Origin of the sequence: Algoriphagus sp. AGSA1 (assembly GCF_021390545.1) — a bacterium.
Classification (GTDB): domain Bacteria; phylum Bacteroidota; class Bacteroidia; order Cytophagales; family Cyclobacteriaceae; genus Algoriphagus.
The window spans coordinates 66,813-90,802 of the sequence record NZ_JAJUWR010000024.1 but is presented as its reverse complement, the minus strand read 5'-3'; the positions used below and the strand labels follow the sequence as shown (position 1 = coordinate 90,802).

25 protein-coding genes are annotated in these 23,990 nt (G+C 43.4%); 8 read left to right on the top strand and 17 right to left on the bottom strand.

Annotated elements, in window-relative coordinates; all coding sequences use genetic code 11:
- The first annotated feature begins 16 nt into the window (after positions 1-16).
- The 4 genes from serS (at position 17) to LZF95_RS18375 (ending at position 2,810) form a co-directional block, all read left to right on the top strand.
- Positions 17-1,288 (top strand): serine--tRNA ligase, encoded by a 1,272-nt coding sequence (gene serS, locus LZF95_RS18390; protein WP_233756492.1) that lies wholly within the window; start codon positions 17-19, stop codon positions 1,286-1,288.
- Positions 1,289-1,634: 346 nt separating this feature from the next.
- Positions 1,635-2,267 carry a peroxiredoxin gene (locus LZF95_RS18385; RefSeq protein WP_233756491.1) on the top strand — a complete coding sequence of 211 codons (633 nt, stop codon included), beginning with the start codon at positions 1,635-1,637 and terminating at the stop codon, positions 2,265-2,267.
- Complete coding sequence (locus LZF95_RS18380) at positions 2,267-2,581, top strand: thioredoxin family protein (RefSeq protein WP_233756505.1); 315 nt, start codon at positions 2,267-2,269, stop codon at positions 2,579-2,581. The genes LZF95_RS18385 and LZF95_RS18380 overlap by 1 nt, the downstream gene beginning before the upstream one ends.
- Positions 2,562-2,810, top strand: a complete 249-nt coding sequence (locus LZF95_RS18375) for a hypothetical protein (protein WP_233756490.1) — start codon at positions 2,562-2,564, stop codon at positions 2,808-2,810. The genes LZF95_RS18380 and LZF95_RS18375 overlap by 20 nt, the downstream gene beginning before the upstream one ends.
- Before the next feature lie 57 nt (positions 2,811-2,867).
- On the opposite strand, the gene LZF95_RS18370 is transcribed toward LZF95_RS18375, so the two are convergent.
- The 10 genes from LZF95_RS18370 to LZF95_RS18325 form a co-directional block, all read right to left on the bottom strand.
- Positions 2,868-3,251: a DUF3037 domain-containing protein gene (locus LZF95_RS18370; RefSeq protein ID WP_233756489.1), complete on the bottom strand. Its 384-nt coding sequence runs from the start codon at positions 3,249-3,251 to the stop codon at positions 2,868-2,870.
- Positions 3,229-4,023, bottom strand: a complete 795-nt coding sequence (locus tag LZF95_RS18365) for a HipA family kinase (RefSeq protein ID WP_233756488.1) — start codon at positions 4,021-4,023, stop codon at positions 3,229-3,231. Before LZF95_RS18365 ends, LZF95_RS18370 begins: the two co-directional genes overlap by 23 nt.
- Before the next feature lie 249 nt (positions 4,024-4,272).
- A complete protein-coding gene (locus LZF95_RS18360; RefSeq protein WP_233756487.1) occupies positions 4,273-5,154 on the bottom strand; it encodes a bestrophin family protein in 882 nt (293 codons plus the stop codon).
- A gap of 76 nt (positions 5,155-5,230) precedes the next feature.
- Positions 5,231-5,836, bottom strand: coding sequence for a dephospho-CoA kinase (gene coaE / locus LZF95_RS18355; protein ID WP_233756486.1), 606 nt, complete (start codon positions 5,834-5,836; stop codon positions 5,231-5,233).
- On the bottom strand, positions 5,829-6,794 hold the full coding sequence (locus LZF95_RS18350; RefSeq protein ID WP_233756485.1) for a YbbR-like domain-containing protein: 966 nt from the start codon (positions 6,792-6,794) through the stop codon (positions 5,829-5,831). Before LZF95_RS18350 ends, coaE begins: the two co-directional genes overlap by 8 nt.
- Positions 6,795-6,802: 8 nt before the next feature.
- Positions 6,803-7,120 carry a preprotein translocase subunit YajC gene (gene yajC, locus LZF95_RS18345; protein WP_233756484.1) on the bottom strand — a complete coding sequence of 106 codons (318 nt, stop codon included), beginning with the start codon at positions 7,118-7,120 and terminating at the stop codon, positions 6,803-6,805.
- A 2-nt stretch (positions 7,121-7,122) separates the two neighbouring features.
- Positions 7,123-7,665, bottom strand: a complete 543-nt coding sequence (locus LZF95_RS18340) for a DUF1573 domain-containing protein (protein ID WP_233756483.1) — start codon at positions 7,663-7,665, stop codon at positions 7,123-7,125.
- A 93-nt stretch (positions 7,666-7,758) separates the two neighbouring features.
- On the bottom strand, positions 7,759-8,064 hold the full coding sequence (locus tag LZF95_RS18335) for a YtxH domain-containing protein (RefSeq protein ID WP_233756482.1): 306 nt from the start codon (positions 8,062-8,064) through the stop codon (positions 7,759-7,761).
- A gap of 7 nt (positions 8,065-8,071) precedes the next feature.
- Positions 8,072-9,259: a transcription antitermination factor NusB gene (nusB, locus tag LZF95_RS18330; RefSeq protein ID WP_233756481.1), complete on the bottom strand. Its 1,188-nt coding sequence runs from the start codon at positions 9,257-9,259 to the stop codon at positions 8,072-8,074.
- Between the two features lie 117 nt (positions 9,260-9,376).
- A complete protein-coding gene (locus LZF95_RS18325) occupies positions 9,377-10,477 on the bottom strand; it encodes a Glu/Leu/Phe/Val dehydrogenase dimerization domain-containing protein (protein WP_306422367.1) in 1,101 nt (366 codons plus the stop codon).
- A gap of 146 nt (positions 10,478-10,623) precedes the next feature.
- Here LZF95_RS18325 and LZF95_RS18320 point away from each other — a divergent pair, with 146 nt between their 5' ends.
- Positions 10,624-12,411, top strand: a complete 1,788-nt coding sequence (locus LZF95_RS18320) for an ABC transporter ATP-binding protein (RefSeq protein WP_233756480.1) — start codon at positions 10,624-10,626, stop codon at positions 12,409-12,411.
- 91 nt (positions 12,412-12,502) lie between these two features.
- The gene (locus tag LZF95_RS18315) at positions 12,503-12,820 is read left to right on the top strand and encodes a hypothetical protein (protein WP_233756479.1); all 318 of its coding nucleotides are present in this window, start codon (positions 12,503-12,505) and stop codon (positions 12,818-12,820) included.
- A gap of 231 nt (positions 12,821-13,051) precedes the next feature.
- Here LZF95_RS18315 and LZF95_RS18310 read toward each other — a convergent pair whose 3' ends face one another.
- The 7 genes from LZF95_RS18310 to hemW form a co-directional block, all read right to left on the bottom strand.
- Complete coding sequence (locus tag LZF95_RS18310) at positions 13,052-14,419, bottom strand: peptidylprolyl isomerase (protein ID WP_233756478.1); 1,368 nt, start codon at positions 14,417-14,419, stop codon at positions 13,052-13,054.
- A gap of 51 nt (positions 14,420-14,470) precedes the next feature.
- Complete coding sequence (locus LZF95_RS18305; protein WP_233756477.1) at positions 14,471-16,468, bottom strand: peptidylprolyl isomerase; 1,998 nt, start codon at positions 16,466-16,468, stop codon at positions 14,471-14,473.
- A gap of 87 nt (positions 16,469-16,555) precedes the next feature.
- Positions 16,556-16,957, bottom strand: coding sequence for an ATP-binding protein (locus LZF95_RS18300; protein WP_233756476.1), 402 nt, complete (start codon positions 16,955-16,957; stop codon positions 16,556-16,558).
- Positions 16,958-16,970: 13 nt separating this feature from the next.
- Positions 16,971-17,303: an STAS domain-containing protein gene (locus LZF95_RS18295; RefSeq protein WP_233756475.1), complete on the bottom strand. Its 333-nt coding sequence runs from the start codon at positions 17,301-17,303 to the stop codon at positions 16,971-16,973.
- A 21-nt stretch (positions 17,304-17,324) separates the two neighbouring features.
- Positions 17,325-19,385: a GAF domain-containing SpoIIE family protein phosphatase gene (locus LZF95_RS18290; protein WP_233756474.1), complete on the bottom strand. Its 2,061-nt coding sequence runs from the start codon at positions 19,383-19,385 to the stop codon at positions 17,325-17,327.
- A gap of 118 nt (positions 19,386-19,503) precedes the next feature.
- Positions 19,504-19,815, bottom strand: coding sequence for a DUF721 domain-containing protein (locus LZF95_RS18285; protein WP_233756473.1), 312 nt, complete (start codon positions 19,813-19,815; stop codon positions 19,504-19,506).
- 152 nt (positions 19,816-19,967) lie between these two features.
- The gene (gene hemW / locus LZF95_RS18280; RefSeq protein WP_233756472.1) at positions 19,968-21,149 is read right to left on the bottom strand and encodes a radical SAM family heme chaperone HemW; all 1,182 of its coding nucleotides are present in this window, start codon (positions 21,147-21,149) and stop codon (positions 19,968-19,970) included.
- Between hemW and LZF95_RS18275 the strand changes: the two genes are divergently transcribed.
- Entirely contained in the window at positions 21,136-22,836 is a 1,701-nt protein-coding gene (locus tag LZF95_RS18275; RefSeq protein WP_233756471.1) for a BamA/TamA family outer membrane protein, read from the top strand. The genes hemW and LZF95_RS18275 overlap by 14 nt on opposite strands.
- A 2-nt stretch (positions 22,837-22,838) precedes the next feature.
- Positions 22,839-23,960 carry a DUF4271 domain-containing protein gene (locus tag LZF95_RS18270; RefSeq protein WP_233756470.1) on the top strand — a complete coding sequence of 374 codons (1,122 nt, stop codon included), beginning with the start codon at positions 22,839-22,841 and terminating at the stop codon, positions 23,958-23,960.
- Positions 23,961-23,990: the final 30 nt, after the last annotated feature.

Genomic DNA, 23,990 nt, shown 5'->3' with positions numbered 1-23,990 from the left:
TTTCAAAGATTTTAAGATGCTTTTAGTCAATCAGATTCGAGAAAACTATGCCGGCGTGCTGGCCGGACTTCAAAAAAGAAATTTCCCAAATGCGGAAGCTGTACTGAACCAGGCAGTTGAGTTGGATGAGTTAAGAAAATCCACTCAGGCAGAGCGTGATCAGTTACAGGGCGAGTCCAATGCCATTTCGAAGCGGATAGGATCCTTGATGCGGGAGGGTAAGGCTGAAGAGGCAGTTAAAATCAAAGATAAAACCGCGGAACTGAAGATTCAGATCAAGGATCTAGAAGAGCAAAATTCCAAAGCTGAAGAGGAGCTTAAGGCCTTGTTATATACGATTCCTAATGTTCCCCATTCTTCTGTACCGGCAGGCAAAACAGCTGAGGACAATGAGGTGGTACTGGAAAACGGCGCAATCCCTGAGCTCTACGAGGGTAAACAGCCGCACTGGGAACTGATCAAAATACATGATATCATAGATTTTGATCTGGGGTCAAAAATCACCGGAGCCGGATTTCCTGTATATAAAGGAAAAGGAGCGAGACTCCAGCGAGCCCTGATCAATTTCTTTTTGGATGAGGCGTTGGCTGCAGGATACGATGAGATTCAACCTCCGATATTGGTAAATGAAGACTCGGGCTATGGTACAGGCCAGTTGCCTGACAAAGAAGGACAGATGTACTATGCGGATGCGGATAACCTGTACCTGATCCCGACAGGAGAGGTCCCCATCACTAATATTTACCGGGATGTGATTCTGTCAGAAAGTGACCTGCCTATAAAAAATGTGGGGCATTCCCCGTGTTTCCGGAGAGAAGCCGGTAGCTGGGGAGCACACGTAAGAGGATTGAATAGATTACATCAATTTGATAAAGTGGAGATCGTGCAGATCACCCATCCGGATAAGTCCTACGAAACGCTGGAAGAGATGAGCTCTTATGTCCAGGGACTTTTGAAAAAACTGGAGCTACCTTATAGAGTCTTGAGACTTTGTGGAGGGGATATGGGCTTTACTTCTGCCCTGACGTATGATATGGAGGTATTCTCTGCTGCGCAGGAGCGGTGGTTGGAAGTGAGTTCTGTTTCCAATTTTGATACTTATCAGACTAACCGGCTGAAACTGCGCTTCAAAGGAGAGGACAAAAAGACGCAGCTGGCACATTCCTTAAATGGTAGTGCTTTGGCTTTGCCAAGAATCGTAGCTTCTATTTTGGAAAACAACCAGAAGCCTGATGGCATCTATATGCCTAAAGTATTACAGCCCTATTTGGGATTTGATAAGATCTGATTTCCGAATTATATACCAATGACCTGCCTGGTTTCAAACCCTGGCAGGTCTTGATTTCAGTAGAGAATAGCTGCTTATCCTTTTAGTTAGTGGCCATAAGCTTTTCCTATTGACGATAGGTTATTTCAATCGTGATTTTTTGATTTTGTGCGCAATCGGTAGCGGGTTGTTTTTTCAGTTATAAAGAAAGAGAGTTGTTTAGTAATGATTCGGGAAAAATCGATTTATAGAAATTTTATTTGGCATAAGAGGTTTTGCGTTATGCTTAACGTTTGTCTATTTTTTTTATAATATTGATTACTCGAGTAGCTTTGTGTTAACAGATTTTCAACAAAACAACATTAATATGGCATTAGTAGGAAAAAAGGCTCCAGCGTTTTCAGTAGGAGCGGTAATAAACGGAGAAGAGATAATAGAGAATTTCAGCTTGGATCAATATCTAGGTAAGAAAAATGTTGTTCTTTTCTTCTATCCAAAGGATTTTACTTTTGTATGTCCAACTGAACTTCATGCTTTTCAATCTAAGTTGGCTGAGTTTGAGAAAAGAGACACTGTAGTGATAGGATGCTCAACGGATACTGAAGAGACTCACCTGGCATGGTTGATGACTCCTAAAGCTGAGGGAGGAATCGAAGGTGTGACCTACCCTATCGTGGCAGATGCTTCTAAGACTGTTGCCTTGAATTATGGTGTATTGGCTGGAGAGTATTCTTTCGACGCTGAGACCAGGTTGTGGTCTTTCGCTGGAGCTCCCGTAGCATACAGAGGTACATTCTTGATTGACAAAGAAGGTGTGGTGCGTCACGAATCTATCAATGACCTACCATTGGGAAGAAACATTGATGAGTACTTGAGACTTCTGGATGCACAGATCCATGTGGAGAAATTCGGTGAGGTATGTCCTGCCAACTGGGAAGAAGGAAAACAGGCAATGCAGGCAACCAACGAGGGAGTTGCTAACTATCTATCAAATAATTAATCATGATTGAACTGACTGAAGATACTTTGCAGGAGCTGGTGGCAGACAATGATCAGGTGATCGTGCAATTCTCTGCCAGCTGGTGTGGTAATTGCCGCATCATGAAACCTAAGTTCAGAAGACTTGCGGGCGAAAATGAGGACAAGGTTTTTGTGATTGTGGATGCAGAGAAATTCCCAAATTCCAGGAAATTGGCACAGGTGAACAATTTGCCGACTTTCGCTTCTTTCAAAGGAGGTCAGTTGGTAAATCAAATCCAGACAAATAAAGAAGATCAATTAAAAGCACTGATCCATGAAGTTGCCAGTAATTAAAACTATCCAAAGAACATGTACTCCCGAACAGATCGAAACAGCTCTGGAAGTACTGGAAAATATCTCAGAGGCACCCTCGCTGAAGGAACCTGAGATAGACGTGATCGGAGAGCTGATCTCCAATCTCTGTGGAGCTTTGGAAGTGCATGAACTGGTAGCCAGCGGTATGGCTGAAAGAGACGCCGGAAATACCTTTATGAAAAAGGTCTTGGGATCGATTGATCGATAAAAGATATTTTGGGTTTATTGTTAACAGAAAAGGAACTTCATGTTGGAGTTCCTTTTTTTATGCCACATTCTCCTCGAAGAGCCTTTGCAGCGTCTGCTCCAGGTCTTCAGCATAGCCGGAGTGGGGTCTGGAAGTCTGGATGATTGAACTTCGTACAGCTGTGAGCCATCGAAATCTCGAAGCTATGTCCATAGCGGCAATATTACCTCCATTGATAGTCCCGGCACATATTTTCTCAAAGGATTCCAGATTCTTCTGGATCATTTCTGTATCAGCCAAAGGGTCTAGAGCCAGAAGTTTCTTTGAATCCAGCTGGATTCTGCAACCCAGAAAACCTCTCTTCCAATGACAGATTACTACTCCTACATTGATGAATTCCTCCCGCTCAACCCGTGGTACTACTCGGATGATCGCATATTCATATAAGTGCTCTTCTTGCATCTTGGGCTTCTTTAGTAAATTGGTCTGAATAGGATAGTCGTAGGGAAAGAAAGTCACGATAAACGTTTCGGATCTCTGTGGGGTCTTCGGCATCTCCTCCTGCGAGTAACCATTCTTCCGGAAGCAGATCGACTATTTTTTGTAGTTTTTCAGTTGACAGGATATTTTGGAATTCTTCGTTTACTTGCTCCAGTTCTGAGGCTGAAGGAAGCAGTACATGGTTACTGATGGTTGGAAATGACCCTGTGGCATTCTTCTCCCAATTGATCCAGGCATGTTGAAACAGAAAAGATGCGCCATGGTCTATCAGCCAAAGTTCTCTGTTCCACATCAGCATATTGGAGTTTCTGAAGGTGCGGTCCACATTAGTGATAAACAAGTCCAGCCACACAATCTTGGATGCCAATATGGGATCAATAGGCATGGCAATAGGATCGTAATTAATAGCTCCGGAAAGGAAATGCAGAGCGAGGTTCAACCCTTGGCTTCCCTTTAGCAAATCTTGTATTTCTTCGTCCCCCTCAGATCTGCCAAAGGACGGAGCGAGGTTTGCAAATACCAATTCAGGGACTTTTAAGCCTAATTCTCTTGCGATTTCACCTCCCAACAGCTCCGCTATCAGTGCTTTTTCCCGCTGTCCGGCTCCCCGGAATTTCAACACATACTTGAATCCGTCATCGGCATCCGCCAGGGCAGGAAGTGAGCCACCCTCTCTTAAGGGCAGGATATACCGGGTTACATTTACTGTTCTGAGTAGCAACTTGTCATTCATATAAGGCTAATAAAGCGGATCTGATTGTTTAACCCGCATTATGCATTGGTACGTCTATTGCGCCTTCATCTGCCGCGGCGGACAAAATCAGTCGCTACGCTTCACTTTTCGCTCTCAACGTAGCGATGCTACGGCTCGATCTCCAAAGTGACTGATTCTCTTACAGTTTTGAACCCTTCCCGAAAAAGATCGGGACAGGTTGCTACGAATCCTAATGCATAGTCCGGGCTTAAAGTTAAGAAAACTGTTTTAGATCAGCTCTTCTACATGCTTTTGGATGTTTGATGCTAGTTTGGCCATGGGCAGATCATTGGGATCTGTCCCAAAAGGTTCTTCGATTTCTTCCGCGACTAACTCCAGACTAGCCAGAACATAAAATATAAATGTGACAATAGGTGCCGCATAGTATCCTAGGGAAAAAACATATCCCAATGGTAACGTAAGCACATAGGCCAGTATAAATTTCTTGATAAATGAACTGTAGGAATAGGGTATGGGTGTGTTTTTAATACGTTCACAGGCTCCGCAGATATCCGTAAAGCACATGAGCTCCTGGTTCAGAATGATCAATTGATCTCCGGTGATTTTTCTTGCTTTATAAAGGTCATTTACTTTGCCGAACATCAATTTAGCCACTTGATTTGGGACATGTTTATCCGGGTCGATGGCAGAAGTGATTTCTTCGCCCTTTTTGTCATCCAGCATATACATCGTGACTTTGTTCTGTAGGTGCTCTCTAAGGGAATAAGCATACATTGGGATTGTTCTTCTGAAAAACCGTCTCGAATCTTCATCGGAGATTTCCAATATTCCCGCCAGCTTCAGGGTCAAATTTCTGCTGTTGTTTACCAACTGGCCCCAAAGCTTCCTGCCTTCCCACCATCTATCGTAAGCTGTATTTGTCCTGAAAACAAGCAGCAGGGAAATGACAAAGCTCAATAGGCTATGCATGATGGGGATATTCTGAACCCAGCTGTTTTTACCAATCTTGAAGTAGTCCATCTCCAGCCACGCTATTCCTATCGAGTAAAGGAAAATGAGGGCCATGAAGGGGCTAAGCTTGACAAGGGTGTCTGATTTTTGGACTAAAAACAAAGTTTTAAACCAGTCTTTGGGATTGTATCCTTTCATAAAGTTTTGAAAAGTAGGATGGTGTAGCGAGAAGGGAAATAAGAGTTGACCTGCTTTTCCCGCAGATGATATACTTTTAATTCAATGAAATAAGCTTCTCATGAATCTTTAAGACCTGGGGAATTAACAGTTTATTGTCTGTGTTTTTTATTACGAAGTCGGCCATTTCGTTTTTCTGTTCATCGGGAAGCTGCTGGTTGATGATTTGATGTACTTGTTCTTCCGAGCGAAATGGATCTCTCATCAAGGTTCTCGCCAGACGGACTTTAAGGGGGGAGCTTACATTGATCACAAAGTCCAGGGAACCATTACTACCTGTCTCAAAGATCAGTGCCGCTTCTTTTAACACGTACGGGGAGGTGTGGTTTGATGCCCAGTCAGAAAAATCACTTCCCACTGCCGGATGTACCAAGGAATTTATTCTTTTTACTTTTTCAGGATCAGCAAATACTGTTTTTGCCAAAAAATCCCGATTCAGACTACCATTGGGTAAATACGACTCATCTCCAAATGCATCTTTGATTTTGGTTTGTAACTGTGCATCATTTTGCATAAGCCACTTAGCCCGGTCATCTGCGGAATAAACGGGAATGCCAAGAATAGAAAAAATCCTGGTTACAGTGGTTTTTCCTGAGCCTATCCCCCCGGTAATTCCGACCAATGTGGGCGAATTCTTATTCATATTTGAGTCTTAAAATGGCAGGAGAAATGACGATTTGATCTAAATAATCTGGCTGTGGTCTTACCTGAACGCTGATGGTGCTGTCTTCTTTATTGCGCTTATAATAATCCACTACCGCTTCGAATTCTATGTCTTTCAGCGCTCCCACTTTTCGCTCATCCACCAGATAGGAAATCATAATCACCACATCTTCATCTGCCAGTGCCACATTTGGGGGGAAGTGGGTTTTATTGATTTTAAGTCGTTTGTTGCCTTCAAGAAATTCCACTACCTCAAACTTGACATTGATTTGCTCTTCATCTATCTGCACCAGTTCACCCATCGAGTCCGGTACTTCCAGCTCGATTAATTTATCGACTGACTTGTTGAGTCTGTTTTCGTTGAGTGTTATCGGAAAAGTCCTGCTCAGGCTATCAAGCATGGATCCGGGACCTTTGAGGGTGATGGTTTCGGGGCTGAAAGCGATTTGCCCCATTATCCTGAAGTTCTTGGCCATGGTAAAACCTGCGGAATCAAGAACCGGTTTTACTTTCAGTGTTTTGATTCTGTCCACTTGGAATTTAAGAGAATCATCCAGTACTGAAACCAGTTGGGTAGGAGAGAGGAATTCTCCCAAGGACCGCTTTAGGTCAGAGGTGAGAATAAAATTTTTAGCTGCGGGATTATTGAGCTCTATCGGGAAGGCATCGCTGTTGAAATTGAAGTATTTTCTGAGCAAATCCCAGCCGTCCCCGGAAATTTCAATCTCCAATGTTTTTGGGAGAGCTGATACGGCTATGTACTGGTCTTGATCAAAGGATATTTCCACCGGAAAATCGACCACAGTAGTATAATCGTCCTTATTCAGGGCGTTTAAAATCCAAAAAGTGGTAGCTGCTGCTATGCAGAGGACTACCACTTTTAGATTCGATACTTTTCGGGGACTGATCCTTTTGGAGGATTTATTAGTTTCCGGCAAAATTCAATTTATTTTTTTTGTTCTGGTTTTCTGGAGAAATCCAGGGAAATAGCGGATTTTTCCACTTTTACTTTCAACCCTCTGTCTAGCTCCAGGATTACCGTGTCCCCTTCTACTGCATTTACCTTGCCATGGAGTCCACCTATCGTCACCACTTCATCCCCTTTTTTGATTTCTTCAATAAACTTTTTGCTTTCCTTCTGTTTCTTCTGCTGTGGTCTGATCATGAAGAAGTACATAATCAGAATAATAGAACCGAACAGGAAAACCTGCCCTAAAATCCCACTGCCACCTGCCGCAGCTTGTGCTAATATTGTAGAGATCATAATTATCGTTTAACCGGCCCTACGGGAGCCGTCGTACCTGCGTTTTTTGGTGTTACTGTTCCTTTCAATCTCAATCGGGTCACATTAGGATTGGTGTTTGCCTGTATGCTTACCGTAGGGGCCTGAGCGCCTGATTTGTTGTTTGAGTCAAAAACTACTTTAACAAAGCCCTCTTCGCCTGGTTTTACCGGTGCTTTAGTCCAATCAGGACTGGTGCATCCACATGAAGCGGTGATATTGGAGATTACTAGGGGAGCCTGGCCGTTATTGGTGAATTTGAAGATATGTTCTACTACCTTACCTTCATTGATGGTGCCAAAGTCATGTTCCATTTCCGGGAATTGAAATGCTCCTAAAGTAGAAGGATCTGCCACAGAGCTGGTCTGGGCATTCACCGGGGTGACAGATGTGTTGCTGGTCTCTAGCTGGGCTATTTTATCCTCCAGTGCTTTGATCTTCGCATCCTGATCACTTTTTTGATCGCAAGAAACTCCCACTGCGAGGATGACGGAGAAAACCGCCACATTCATTATGTTCGATTTCATATAATTATAATTTTTTCTTGATGGCCATATGGAATCTCGCATCACAGATAATCATTCCTTCGTATGACCTTCTCGTCATGCTCGATTTCATACTTATTGATTTTTTTCCTGATTGATTTGATCTATTAATTTGTTGACATCGCTCAGCAGATTCTCTGCTTTGTTTTTCGCTTCTGAGATTACTCGCTTGCCTTCGGTTTTTGCCTCGTTAAGGTGAATTTCTTTGCCGTCCACCAATTCATCTATCAGCCCTTCCAGCTCTTTCTTGTATTTTGAAAGTTGGAATGAAAGACGGTCACGGGTATTTGTGCCCGTATCAGGGGCAAAAAGTACTCCAAGTGCCGCTCCCGCGCCTGCACCGATTAGAAATGCGATGAGTGAATTACTGCTCTTGCTCATAGTTATATTATTTATTATCCAAAAGTCCTCTACCGCTCTTACGGATTTCCCCGCTTTCGGTTAACTCTTTCGACATCACATCCAGCAGCCCATTGACAAATTGTTTGCTTTTAGGTGTACTGTATGTTTTTGAGATATCGATATACTCGTTTATACTCACTTTGACAGGGATACTAGGGAAGTTTTTCATCTCTGCTATCGCCATCGAAATAATTACCTTATCTGTGAAAGCGAGTCTTTCTATATCCCAGTTTTTGGTTTTTTGAGTGATAAGTGCCTTACTGGCTGCGTCATTTTCAATGGTGAAGTTAAAGATATTTTGAAAAAACTCCTTATCCTCATCCCAGTTCATCGCAATCTCGGGCATTTCACTTTCATTTTCCTCCTGGAGGTTGGCCGCATTTTTCAAGACTTTGGAAGCGAGACTCCTGACCACGGATTTGTCTTCAGTCCAGTTGAGGTCTTTTTCGGCGAAGAAATTCAATACCACCTCATTTTTGAAAAGGACCTTCTTTAGCAAACTGTCCACTAGTTCAAAGTCTTCTTCCAACGTTGGCGAGTCCAATAGCAGGTAATCCTGATATTGCTCAGATGGCTTAATATAATCCCTGAACCATTCTCTGATTTCAAGTTCTATATCGTCCAAATTGGCATTGTATCTAGCTACTGCGGCCCGATAGGAATCTGATTCTCGGAGCGTCGCCAGGACCTTATTATTGGGGAAATTGAGCTCATTCCCGAATACCATAGGGCTGTTGTTACCGGTGAATTTCTTTTTCTTTTCGATCTCCTTTTCCACATGGTTGGCAAAAGCCTGCAACAATTCTATTGCCAGTAGATATAGTTGTGGGATGCGTTCTGCCGACACCACCATGTTTTTAAGCAGAAAATCACGGTCTTTCGCATTTGCGTCATGGTATTTTTTCATTGCATCTAAAACCACCTGCTTAACCTTACGGCTTGCTTCGTTTGATTTGATGAGGCCGGTAGTTGAGAGATTTTGTTCAAAAAGGGTAATCGCTTCCTCAGCTTCCTTGTTGAGTGCTGTTTTATCTTGAACTTCCATGCTGTTCAGATCAGGCAAAAATGAGGTTCTGATAAAATCTTTGGCCAGGTTAAGATTGGAACCTTTGCACTGCTCGTAAGCATAGAGGTTTTGAAATGCCTTTACTCTTAATATTCTTCTGTTTAGCATGTCTTAGGAGTGAGTTGCAAATATAGGCAATTTGAGGTGGCTATCACCTAGTCAAAAGGGACAAAAAAAACACCGGATGTGATTCCCGGTGGTTTTTGAATTCGATAGGTGCTTTTGTTAGTATGATAGCTTTACCTTGCCTATGGCATCGATCCTTGCTTTGGCAGTCTCTATGGCTGCTTGTTGAGCAGGGATGTTTTCTTTTTCGGATTTATGCAAAATGGCCAGGCAGGTATCGTATATTTTTTCTGTTTGTTTATATACGGTGTCTCTGTTGTGTCCTCCGAAGTATTCCGCTCCTACATTGATCACTCCTCCGGCGTTGATCAGGAAATCCGGTGCATAGACGATTCCCCTTTCTATCAATATACGTCCATGTTTGGCTTCATCCTGCAATTGGTTGTTTGCGCCACCAGCGATTACCGCGCATTTCAAACGGTCAATGGTTCGGTCGTTAATGGTGGCACCAAGCGCACAAGGGGAGTAGATGTCCATCTCCAGGTCATAAATTACCGCCGGATCCACTACTTGGGCACCCGTGGCTTTTGCCACTGCAAGTAGCTTGTCTTCGAAGATATCGGTGATCAGTACATTTGCCCCTTCTTTGACCAAATGCTCAATCAGGTATTTGCCTACCTGTCCCACACCCTGTACAGCTATTCTTTTACCAGCCAGCGATTCTGATCCAAATGCTTTTTTGGCAGCTGCCTTCATTCCCATATAGACCCCATAGGCAGTCACCGGTGATGGATCCCCCCCACCGCCTTTGATCTCAGGAAGGCCGGTGACATGACGGGTTTCCATTCCAATGTACTCCATGTCGGAGGTGTTCATGTTCACATCTTCGGCAGTCACATATCTGCCGCCCAGGCTCTGCACGAACCTCCCAAAACGTCTAAGGAACGCTTCGCTTTTTAACTTAGGGTCACCTAGGATCACCGCTTTGCCACCGCCTAGATTCAGTCCGGCAAGCGCGTTTTTAAAGGTCATGCCTCTGGAAAGACGTAAAACATCTGTGATAGCCTCCTCTTCAGAAGCATAAGGCCACATACGGGTGCCGCCCAACGCAGGCCCCAGTGTAGTATTGTGAATTCCGATCAATGCTTTTAGACCGGTAGCTTCATCATTACAGATCACGAGTTGTTCATGATCCATCGTTGTGATTTGGCCAAAGATTGAACCTTCACTTACTGTTTCGGTAGCTTTAATCTCTAACATGTGAACTTAGCTTTTTAGAATGTGTTATATTTGGGTATTCCTTTATGAAATTCGCCAATACAAAATTAAATACTTTTATTGGCGTTCAAGGAATTAATATATACAGTTTTATTAAACTTATTCCACGTTTTTAAAATTTTTATTTGGTGAAACCACTTTGGCGACTCAATAAGTATCTATACAGGTACAAGGGATTGATCCTTTTAGGGATAGTTTTTACGGTTATATCGAATATATTCGTAATTATACCTGCTCAGTTGGTCAGACTGGCAATAGATTATGTGGTAGAGAGTTTTTCTATTTATCAGCCATTGGCAAGGAGCGGAATGGGTGGTCAGGCGCAGGATGTTTTTTTAAAGTTCGTTGTTGTCTTTGGTGTTTTGATCTTAGTAATGGCGTTGCTGAGAGGGATTTTTCTTTTCTTTATCCGACAGACAATCATAATTATGTCCAGAAAAGTGGAGTATGATATGAAGAATGATATCTACGATCACTACCAGAAACTTCCTTTGAGTTTTTACAGGAAAAACAGTACGGGAGACTTGATGGCGAGGATTACCGAGGATGTAAGCCGAGTGAGAATGTACCTTGGCCCGGCTATTATGTATGGTTTGAATCTGCTGATCCTTTTTCCCCTGGTGATCACTTACATGATCACGGTCAACCCTATGTTGACGCTTTACACGCTCCTGCCTCTTCCAGTGCTTTCTTTGAGCATCTATTATGTGAATAATATGATCAACGAACGGTCTGAGAAGATTCAGCGTAGCCTGAGTGGGCTTAGCACGTTTGTACAAGAGGCATTTTCAGGAATCCGGGTGTTGAAGGCTTTCGTCAGAGAAAAGGACAGCGCCAATGATTTTGCTATTGCAAGTGAGGACTATAAGGTAAAATCTATCCGTCTGACCAAAGTGAATGCTTTGTTTTTTCCGATCATCATGGCACTTGTGGGCATCTCTACAATCATTACCGTATATGCAGGCGGTCTTCAGGTCATCAGCGGGGAAATCGGCTATGGGGTCATTGCTGAATTTATACTTTACGTAAATATTCTTACATGGCCGGTGACATCTTTGGGTTGGGTGACAAGTATTGTGCAGCGTGCGGCTGCTTCTCAGACCAGGATCAATGAGTTTTTGGATGAGAAAAATGATATTCAAAGTACTGGGGAAATAAAAGCTGAAATCCAAGGTACTGTACAGATGGAAAATGTATCCTTCGTTTATCCTGATTCTGGAATTATGGCATTGCAAGATGTTAGTTTCAAGATTGAAGAAGGCCAAACGCTTGGAATTATAGGAACGACGGGTTCGGGTAAATCTACCATCGCCAATCTACTGATGCGCATGTATGATCCTAGTGCTGGGGAGATTAAAGTTGACGGTAAATCGATAACATCCCTTGCCATAGCTGACCTTAGAAGGCAGATAGGGTATGTGCCCCAGGATGTCTTTTTGTTTTCTGACACCATCGGCAATAACATTGCTTTTGGGATAGAGAAGCCGGATTCGGCTATCATAGAAAAAGCAGCCAAAGATGCTGATGTTTACCAGAATATTGTGGAGTTTCCGAAGGGATTTGAAACTATGTTAGGGGAGCGGGGCATTACACTTTCGGGAGGTCAAAAGCAACGAGTGTCCATAGCGCGCGCGATAGCCAAGGAACCAAAAATCCTTATACTGGATGATTGTCTCTCTGCTGTGGATACCAAAACAGAAAATGTGATCCTGACTGCGCTTAAGAGCATAATGCAAAACCGTACGTCCATTATCATCTCCCACCGCGTCTCCTCTGCCAAGCTTGCCGATCAGATTATTGTTCTGGATGACGGAAGGGTAGTGGAGCGTGGAGACCACCGCTCGCTGATGGAGCAGAAGGGAGTATATGCTGAGCTTTATGAGAAACAGACTACTAGTGAATCTGTTGATAATTAGGCTTTTTGATTCGTTTTTGTGTTAAATTATAAGCATTGAAATGAAAAATATCTATCTTGAAGGATATCGGTAGGTCTAACTATTTTTAGTCATGGAAGAAAAAAAATCAACAACACAGGACATAGAGCAGGTACTCAGGGAAATCGGTGAAAAAATCGAAGAGCTGGTCAAGAAAGGCGCTGATGCTGGTATGGATGCCAAGGAGGATATAGAGAAGAAAATCCAGGAACTAAGGGACAATAAAACTACACTGGAAGCGGAGTTTAAAAAGGGCAAAGAATTGCTAGAACGGGAGCTTAGGGAACGGTCAGAAGATCTGAAGCCTAAACTAGAAGAGTCGAAGGGTTTATTCAAAGAGGGGTTGAAACAGATCGGTCTGGCATTCAAGACGCTTTTTTCGAAAAAATAACAGTCTCAGTCAAGTGGGATTGCCCTACAGTATGAAATTGATTACAAGCAGCCTTGCCGACAGTACAGTCCGGCAAGGCCAATGGCACACCCGGGGTGATCGCTATTCTTACAAGAGGTGGCTCATAACTCCTAATCGTCATATTGAGCAACCACATGAGGGTGGACAGGAGTAGAAATGACCTCCATTAGCATATAACATCACAGCCCGGGAAATCCCCGGGCCGTGGTGTTATTTTTCAGCTGTCAATACATTACATCGATCATAGGCAGGGTCTAAATCTATGAAAATATCCTCTTTGGCCGTGATAAACCAGCTGCTCAGAATATCTTCTTCTTTTTTTCGAAGTGTGGCCGCCTTTAACTTTTCGTAGTCATCTTCCATATTTGCCCTGTGGGCAGGATATTTAGCCTTATAGTACAGAATGCGTACTTTTTTCCCTTCCCTGGGATCATCAAATTGCATAGGCTTGGTGATATCCCCTACCTGCATGGTGTCTATCATAAAGAAGAGGAGAGGGTCTTCCAATGTCCGCAGGGAAAGCCTGTTGGAATTAGTGGCAGGATCGGTAAAGTAGCCGCCATTGTCTGAAGTGCTTCTGTCATCGGAGAAGTCTTTAGCGGCTTTGGCAAACTCCATTCTTCCCGCCAGAATTTCGGTTCTTAGACTATCCAGCAAGCGCTCGGAGCTTTTTATATCCGCCTCCGTGGCCTTAGGGGAAATAAGGATGTGTCTAGTATTATAAGTGGTGCCTTTCTTTTCTAATAGTTGAATGAGGTGAAAGCCGTAATCTGACTCTACCGGATCGGAGATTTCACCTTGCCTCAATGCCATTGCAGCACCTTCATATTCAGGGACCATTTGCCCTTTTGAGGAAAAACCTAGATTCCCTCCGTTAGATGCAGAGCCTGGATCTTCTGAATACCTCTTTGCCAGTTCTGCAAAATCAGCTTTGCCTTCACCAATGTCTTTTTTGAACTGGACCATTTGTTCATAGACATCTTGCTTGGTTTGTGGGTTCACTTTAGGCTTAAGTACTATCTGTCCCACAGTGGCTTCCGATGTAAAGAGTGGCAGGGAATCCGTAGGGATACTTTTGAAAAACTGTCTCACATCATTGGGGGAGACCGTTAATCCGGCAGTGATCTGACTCCGCATTCGCTGTACGATCAATTGTTCCCGGATCACATCTTCAATTTCTGCCTTAAGTTGATCCGAGGTCTTTCCATAGGCCTCTACAAGTGTATTCTCATCTCCACCGAACTGCTGCATCACCATACTAAAACGCTGCTCTGTCTGGAGCATGACTTCTGCGTCGGTGACTATTACTGAATCGACCTCAGCTTTGGCTACCATGAGCTTATTGATCATCAGAGACTCAAAAACCTGGCATCGGGTCGGGGCCTCCTGGCCTTGGTAATTTTGGGAGATAGCCTCCAGGTATGCTTTCTGCACATCCGACTCCAGCAAGATATGGTTATCCACCTTAGCCACGATTTTATCAAGAACCTGGCCCGTGGGAGTGCCTTCTTGGGCGAGTGATGCTGTGATCAGCAGACTGGCAATTAGAATTAATGTAAGTCGTTTTAGCAATTTCATGGGTGTTTATCCGCCGAGAAGTAAAGGGACGGTATTCATTTTAACAGGTAACTATTGATTCAAGGCTACAAAGGCTTCCTCCTTCGTTTTAGGATTTATCTTGATGGGGTATTTTTTCCGTAAGTATTCGACTAGGGTTTTGTCCAGGGATTCTTGGTAGTCCCTGATCACCACGCCGCGTGTTTCGTTAAACTCCTTGGGACCTGGCCCACTCCTGTCCCCTAGGACTAGAAGGTGCAAATGTCCGTTCACTTCCAGTTCCTGGTATTTGGCATTAAGATCTGCTTTTGATAGGACAGGATGTTCTTCGTATTCTATATTCCCTGATTCGGTTTGGAAAGCTAAAGGTTTCGTGTTTTCATAACTATTTTCAAATGTTTCCATCAATTCCTGGGAAAATGGGCCGGATTGAAGTTGCTTCCTTGCTGTTTCCAATTGGGTCATGTCAAGCACCTTGACGATGTAGGCATTCACTCTACTTTTCCATTGGTAGTTTTGAATGTTTTGCTCATAAAAAGCTCTTTGTGCCACAGAGTCAAGCAGCCCTTTTTGCCAGACTTGTTCATTCATGAGGGAGAATAGTAAAATGCCATCTCTATACTCTTTCAAAAGCATACGGTATTCCTTATTGTTTGCCCGCAAATCAGCCTCTTCGGTATGATTGAGCTCCTCTGCGACGAACCGTTCATACCAGGTTTCGAAAACATCCCCGTTGTTTGTAAGGGCAATCTCCTCCTCCTTCATAAAACCAAGGAGGTCTTTCATGGCGTAGCTTTTACCCTGAAGGGAGAAAAGCTGGTCGCTTTCCAGGTCTTTTTCGATAGCTTCCTGTATCCAGGCACTTTTGGTTGTTGCTTTTACTTCCGAACGTACCTTGGTAATGTTCGCCTCATTTTCTTTAAAGGCATAGCGGGACTTCTGAATAGCCATCACTTGCGACTGGATCATAGTGGAGCGGGAGTCTCTCAGAATCCTGGAGCGAATGTTGTCTTCCATAGCTTCAAAGCTGTCCACAGGCTTTTTATCCTCCAGCCTAAGTATATGATAGCCATATCGTGTCTTGACCGGTGGGGAAACTTCCCCGATTTCTGATAAAGAAAATGCGGCCATTTCAAACTCAGGGATCATAGACCCTATGCTAAACCAAGGTAAAGTCCCACCTTTTTTGCTGTTGGCGGGATCTTCAGAGTAGGTTTTTACAATGTCCTCCCATATGGTGTTTTCTTTCTGGATTTCTTTATAGATATCTGCCACTTTCCGCTTTGCCAGGTCGTCTGAATCAGGGGCTTGTTCATCTATTCTGACAAGAATATGTGATACTTTCACCTGGCCAGGGTTGGTTTGTCGATCTTTCACCTTGATGATATGATATCCAAAATCGGTCAACACTGGAGAAGAAACCTGTCCCGGCTGGAGTGAATAAGCCGCATCTTCGAAGGGCTGTACCATCTGTAAAGCAGTGAAATAGCCCAAATCCCCTTTGTTTACCTGGGCGGATGGGTCATCCGAATATTCAAGCGCTAGTTCGTTAATATCCCCCCCGTTTTTGATTTCATCTTCTATTTTCAACGCCATGCGGAGAACAATAAGACTGTCTTCCTGGGATGCATTGGGAGGGAATTGGAGAAGGATATGGCTGGCGCGTATAATTTCCTGCATCCTGGAATAGGCTTTTCTAAGTTCGCCTTCCTCTAGGGAATTGCGGATTAGAAAAGGAGTCTTCAGTGTTTCACGGAATGACTCAAACTCCCGGATGAAATCCTCCGTCTCGGCAAGCCCAATTTCTTCGGCTTCTCTCACTTTAAGCTTATAATTCACGAAAAGGTCAAGATTCTCGTCAAATTCCTCTCTTGACATGCCGGGGGTTCCGGGTTCGGATTTTTTTCCTTTGGAAAGCAGGTATATTAGCTCATCTTTGTCCACGGCCTTGCCTCCAATGGTCAATAAAGGATCTTGCTGCTGCTGCGCCTGAATGGTCTTTGCGGCCAGTGAAGACTCGAATGCCAAGAGGATTAAGAATATATATGCCGAAATCGTTCGGTTTATCATGTGTGAAATGGCAGAATTGGAATGCAATTTTACAAATTTATTAGGATTTCAAGCCAAAAGTCCCGAATACTCAGGTTTTAACATGAATTAGGAATGAAACCATTTGATGAGGCGACAGGTGTTCTTGCCTTCACTTGATTCAAACTCGATTTCATCCATAATCTTCTTGACCAAAATTATGCCTAAACCTCCTTTTCGCTTTTCCCCCTTTACTTTATTTAAATCTGGAACTTCATAGTCAAGCATATTGAATGCTTTGCCTTCATCGGTTATTTCAAAGATCAATTTCCCGGGATTTCGTTTGATATTCAGGATAATGTAATCCAGTGCGTTGCACTTGTGCGAATGGATTATCAGATTGGCACATACCTCTTCCACGGCCAGGGTGATCTGAAGCTGGTCTATTTCAGACAGGCGGAAGTCTTTCAGGCTTTCTTTCAAAAAGCCCCGTAAATCAGACAACGCTGTCGTTTGACACGATATTTTCATCTGATGTTTCATTTCAGCTAAGGAGGGCTGATTTTTTGTCAGGATAAATATGCATCAACTGGTCTAAGCCTAAGATCTTAAAAACCTCAAAGACCCGTTCTGAAAGGGAGTGAATTTTCAACTTGATGCCTTTTTCCTGAAAATCCTCCAAGTAAGACATGAACACTCCCAGCCCTGCAGATGAAATATAATCCAGGCCTGAGGCATCTACCAGAATTGCTTTGCTCCCATCAGTGACTAGTTTTGTGATAGCTTCATCCAAAATGACTGAGTTGCTGGCATCTACTTCCCCGCTCAATAGCAATATGTCATGGCCGTTTTCTTTCTGGGTATCTATAGTTAGCATTTGTTTGGCTTCTTTATCTTGTTAAGTGAATTTCACGACCATCATAGAATAGTCATCGTCAATCAGTCGGTCTCTGCCTACGAATTCATGGAGAGAATCGATGACTTTTGCCTGGATATCCTTGGGCGGGAGGTCGTGATAGACTTCCAATAAGGTTCTCATTCGTTCATATCCGAACTGATCGGATTTTTCATTCTTTGCTTCCACTATGCCATCTGTGAACAAGACTAATACATCCCCTGCCTGATAGGTGAAGGTCTTTTCCACAACGTGTTTTTGATACTGCATGTTTCTTAAAATCCCTAAACCCAGTCCGTCAATTTCCAAATAGGCAGATGTCCCCAGTTTTTTTTCATGGAAAAGAGTGGGTACATGGCCTGCACGTGAATGACAGATACTTTGTTTTGCGGTGTCGATAATAAATATGGAGGCAGTGATGAAGTGATTGCGTTCCAGACATTTGCTGAGTGCCGCATTGGCCTTGACCATAAAATCAGAGGGGCTGAGGTTCAGCTGAATGAGACTTTGGAAAACCCCCTTCATCTGGGACATGTGAAATGCCGCCGATGTCCCCTTTCCGGATACGTCTCCTATAATCAACACAAACCTATCCTCGTCCAGCTGGAAGGTATCATAGTAATCACCCCCCACTTCATCTGCCGCATTGGAAAATGCACAGATATCAAAAGCTTGATTATGATCTAACTGGGTAGGGAGTAAGGATTTTTGGACTCGCTGGGCTATTTTGAGTTCCTCTTGGTAACGTTCATTAAGGATGGCCTGGTTGAGTAAGCGGTGATTTTCTACGGCTATACATGCCTGCCTCCCAAATGTGCTGATGATATTCAGCATCTCTTTGTTGAAACCATCACGTACTTCCTTGCACAGCACCATTTTGCCTATTACAGCTTTATTTATAACCAATGCGACCAGAAGAACTGACTCATATTTAGGGTGATCTATCCTTATTTGAATAGGACTGAGTGTATCAGGACGTTTTTCACTTATCCATTCCTGCGCAGCCTTCTGCTTCTGCACCAGTTCCGTGATTTCTTCCCGGGTTTTTTGGTCTATAAATCTCTCTTTAAAACATCCATTTGAAGAATCAGAACTGGACATTTCAAGCCAGGCAGCGTCGGCATACGCGGCACTCATACACGAATCCAACAGTATATCCAGCACTTGCTCCTCATTTTCTCCAGGCTGAATAGATTGGCTTAGACGTTGGAAATTGATAGCTTCTGTGAGCTTTTGTTCAAACACCGACGATGTAGGGAGATTGAATAAGGTGACCAGAAAGCTGAGGACAGCATATACCAGCACAAACCAAAACAATGAAATCAGAAATAGGTTCCAGGTGAGATTTACCGGGTATTCGTAGTCTCTCTCCCCTGAGAAGGTGTACCATAAAAAATATCCGATCGTTAGAATTATGATTGCCATAAAAAGTAGAGACTTCCATTTTTCCTTAAAGGTCAGGTATGGGATCCATTTGAGGTTTGTGGAAATGATCACGGCCAATATTCCTAACAGCACCAGTCCAAAAAAGAAGCTGTATTCGTTTGCCCCTCTGTCAAAAAAGACCAAAAACATGGCAACGAGCATCGCTATCTCATATGCTTGCCATTGTTTTACCACGCGTTTGGTTTTCTGGTAAAGAATGAGATGCTGCCAAAGAAGAGATGTGGAAATCAGAAAAACTGTCACCAATCCAAATCTCACATGATAGAAAAACGTTCTCAGGAAAGGTTCAGTGGCCAGTTTGCTTTCTCCTAAGGAGCTATAAAACAATTCTATAATCAGGTAAACCCCAACAGCGAATATTCCTGTGGATGCTCCCCGCCAGATCAGATTCAGGAAGTCACTTTGGGTGCTTTTGGTAATGGAATATTTGTAGAAACTATAGACTGTAATGAAAAAGAGGGTCTGCAAAATCCAGATGAACTCCACTGCTATACCGGAATCCATCTGATTGAGAATCCCGACAAGTCTTACCAAATTCACAAAAAGCAGCGCAAGCCAGACCAGTATGGCAAGTAAAAGGCTTAGTTTTCCGATATGGATCTGTGGTAGTTTGATCATGGATGTGCGACCACAATAATACTCATTCGTATTGGAAAATTGTGAACAGGTAAGGGAATGAGAATTACCTTCATGTTAAAAAGAGTAAATTGAGATCAATGAAGCTGTTTTAGGGGAGCTATAAACACACCAAATCGTCAATGACCCCAAGACCATATCTCTGCTCTATCAGATTGAGTACTTTACTTTTGTTCATTAGCAATTCCTTCTTAATCGGGCCGGAACTTAATTTCACGATTAGTTTTTTGTCCCGGATAAAAACTGATGAGGTTCTATCTGCAATGGTTTTGCCCACCAGGTCCGGCCAATCGTGTACCAGGGACTTCTCTCTGTACTTGCCCTCCAGTCTGTAGGCCTTCAGTAGGTCATTGAAGGCCGACTCCAGGGGAGCCACTTCCTTCTTTCTGCTGAAATATCCGTCCTTACTCATAACTTTTTAGAAATAATAATATAAAACCAGGCTACAATAGGTAGGCTCGTCCTTGCAGGCATGAGCAAAACACCTTTGGATGATGATGTGCCGAGGGCGATTGTCCTTCTCCGAAGTCAATGGAAATAAGACCATTGAAAGGTTAAGGATGATCAAATGAAAAGAGCAGCGGCAATACTATCCGCCAATAGTTTTCCTTTTTTGCTCAAAGATAGGTTTTTATCTTTCCAAATAAGCCACCCTTCTGCTTCCATTTGCCTTATAACCGCCTGCCGGGAACTTAAAAGATCCACTCCAAAATCACTATGGATCACATCAAAATCAATCCCCCACAATGTTCTCAGTCCGGTAAGTATATATTCGTTTAATCGTTCATCTTCAGATAGATTGTCCTCTGTGAACGGGGTGTTTTCCTGTCCTAGAACTTTCAGATATCGGGCATTGCTAGCGGAATTGGCACCTCTGTTTTTCCCATCAAATGAATGGGCGCTGGGGCCTACTCCCAGATAAGGAACACCTTGCCAATAGTTCCTGTTATGCAAAGCAAATTGGCCGGGCTTGCCAAAATTAGAGACTTCGTATTGGATATAGCCGGATTTGGAGCTTTGCTCTTGAAGGATTTCAAACTGCTCCGCCACAAAATCCTCATCGGCCGGGGTAAATCTCCCCCTTTTGCTCCACATTCCAAGCGCGGTTTTCTCTTCTACAGTAAGCGCATAGCTTGAAATATGACCGGGATTCTGGGCTATTGCGGTAGCCAGGTCACGTTTCCATAGGTCATGATTGGGCTGAGGAAATCCATAGATCAGGTCTAGACTGAATTTTTCAAAGCCTACTTTCCTTGCTTTTTCTATAGCCGATTTGGATTCTTCGGCAGTATGTGCTCTGTTGTAAAACTTCAGTACTTCTTCATCAAAGCTTTGAATCCCCAAACTTAACCGATCTACTCCCAGATATTTCCAGGTAGCCAGCTTTTCTGAGCTGAGATCATCCGGATTGGCCTCCAGTGTTACTTCCTCCCATCCGGCGTTATAGGTTTTGGCAATTTGCCCAAGGATCATTTCAATGAGCGCAACAGGTAAAAGTGAGGGAGTGCCCCCTCCAAAATAGACAGTTTTGATGTCTTGGCCCCGAAGATAACCTTTGCGTAGTTCAAGCTCACGACAAATCATCTCTGCCATACGGCTCATGCTGTCAAGATTGGTGCTGAAATGAAAATCGCAATAATGGCAGGCTTGCCTGCAAAAAGGAATGTGTATGTATATGCCCGCCAACTTGAATTCTTTTAATTTGCGAATATAACCAATCCCAGCTAGTCCTTTGAAGATCTTCATTTTGGCGTTCACCCTTTTTTTTATTGCGGGAGGCTTCTGTCACGCACAACATGGGTTTTGGGTAAAGTGGTCAAGTGATTCCCCCCAGAGATCGTATGATTGGGAAGCTTTTTTGACCTCCCAGGCAGGGGAGGGGTACCTGGATTCCATCCAGCGATCACTCCATGATGAGGGATACCTCGGCGCAGTGATACAGCGGCGGGAAATTTCAGCGGATTCGTTAGAAGTCACTGTGTTTCTTGGAGAGCAGTATTTCTGGGAATCTATTGCTGTAGGAAATGTGCCTGGGGAGTTCTCGCAGAAGGTGGATCCCGTAGGTTCAGATTACATCTCTGGGTTACGATGGATGCAAGGGGTAATCCGGGAAGCAGAGAACAAGGGATATCCCTTTGCTCAAATTAAACTTGACAGTATCCATCGAAAAGGAAATAAACTGACAGCCGTAGTTGATTTTGATCCAGGGCCGCTGATTTTGTGGGATAGCCTTCTAGTGAATGGTGATACTAAGACGCAAAAGGGGTTTGTAGAGAATATCACAGGAATACGCCCGGGGATGCCTTTTTCCCAAAAGCAGCTGGACGAAGCAGGGCGGTCCCTTAATAGATCTTCCTATTTCAGGCTGCTGCAGCCTCCAATCGTCGATTTTAAGCTAAAAAAAGCACAGCCTACTTTTACACTTCAAGATAGGAACACCAATATGTTGGATGGGATAGTAGGATTGCTTCCCAATGAAAATGAGCCAGGCAAAATGCTTTTAACAGGCCAGTTGGATCTGGAACTGTATCATCTGGGAGGTAGAGGAAGAGATGTGGCCCTTCACTGGCAGCGTCTGAATGTTGGGACGCAGTCCTTGGATATTTCTGCAAAAGAGTCGTTTTTGTTCAACTCGCCATTAGATTTGCGGGTGGGGTTCAATCTGCTCAAACAGGATTCCACCTTTCTAACCCGGTATTTAAGTGTGGAATTTGGCTATCATCTGGGGCAGGATAGCTACCTACGCTTTTTCACCCGCAGACAAGCAAGTGATATTCTGGATACGGAGAGGTATGGGAATATCACCGAGCTTCCGGAAATAGCTGATTATCGCTGGAACCAATATGGCCTTGGCGGGGTGTGGAACAGGTTGGATAGTCCGTTTTTCCCTAGGAGAGGGTTTTTGGTAAATGGGGAATTCGCAGTCGGGAATAAAAAGATATTGGAGAATACCGGTTTTCCACCCGAGGTGTATGAAGGGCTTGATATGAATAGCCCGCAATACGTGGTAAAGGGGGAAATGGAGCAACATGTTTTCATCAAAAGGGGCTGGGGTATGTGGTGGAGAGGGAGTGGAGGATTCACTCAAAATCAAAATCTGCTTATGAATGACCTTTTCCGTCTTGGTGGGCTGAAGAGCATAAGAGGGTTCAATGAAAACTTCTTCTTTGCCCGCACTTATGGGTACCTAAACATGGAACAGCGGCTTTTTTTTGGAGAAAACTCATTTCTCTTGATTTTTGCTGACTTGGGGATTCTAGAAAACCCGTACTTTGCACCTTCAATTGACAGACCTGTTTCATTTGGAGCAGGGATCAATCTAGATACTGGATCCGGTATTTTTCGGTTTATATATGGAGTCGGAAAATCGAATGAACAACCTTTACAATTCTCCTATTCTAGGATACATTTTGGCTACCTGGCCAGATTTTGAGTATGAAAACACCAATCACTAAGATTTTTCTGCTATTCGTTTTGCTCTTTGCACTGATGGGTCAGGCTTTCACTCAGGTTTTAGAGGATTACAGCCTAAAGTGGGAAGAAGGAGAGCGAGAGACTTGGTTCAGTTCCAATGACCGTTTGTTACTTGAATTGGATCTACAGACTTTTCCTTTGGCATATTTGTCTTTCGATTTCCCTGATCATTCGGTGGTATTTGTGGGAGATAAGCTGTGGTTTTTTACAGATCAGGATACGGCTTTCAAAATGAAAGTAGAGGACTTTAAAAAAGAATTTTCCGGAGATCAGCCACATCTCACTGTTTTCAAAAACGGCATTTCCTTAGGGGATGCCACTGCGAAAAAAGTTTTGAGCCCAGCATCTACTCCAGAGCGTGTGGGCAATGATGGGGTATCAATCGTGGCAAGAGACTTTGACCGTCAGGATATGCGTGATTTTTTTGTAGTGGCCCTCTTGATTTGCTTGTTGTTTATTGCTCTGTACAAGCTGGCTTACCCTTTTATTTTTGAGATGATGATCAAGCCTGTTTCATTGCTCAATGCGGAGGATTTTTCGGAATCGGGGAGTCTTCAGAAGTTCTTTTCCGCAGATATTCTTTTTTATCTGTTTATCGTGAATCTGCTATTGTCCTTGGAGATGGTGACCGGTCTGGTGGTTTTTCGTCAGGAATGGCTGGAGGCTAGGATAGAACTGGCTTTTACCAGCATGATGTTGATCTGGGCTGTGGGTGCTTTTTTACTTCTGATCCTTACGGTTTTGAAGTTTACGGCAATACGTGTTTTGTCTTATTTGTTTGATTTGGGGAAGTTGGAGTTTGCCCACTTTTTTTACTTATTAAGGCTGGTAGTCATAACTACCATGGGTCTTATTTTCATCAGCGCCTTTTATTTGCTGAACGGGTTTTCATTACTCAAAACGGCGTTGGAACTTTCTTTCGCAGGCTTTTTCTGGATTTATATTCTGGGAATAGTGGGACTGTTTGTAATAATGGTGAATAGGCTGGGCTTTAAGAAATATCATTTATTTACTTACCTTTGCATCGCAGAATTAGTGCCCTTTTTAATCTTGGCCAAATTGGTTCTCGATTTGGGATATTGATTTTGTAAATCACCAAAAGGAATAAAGAAG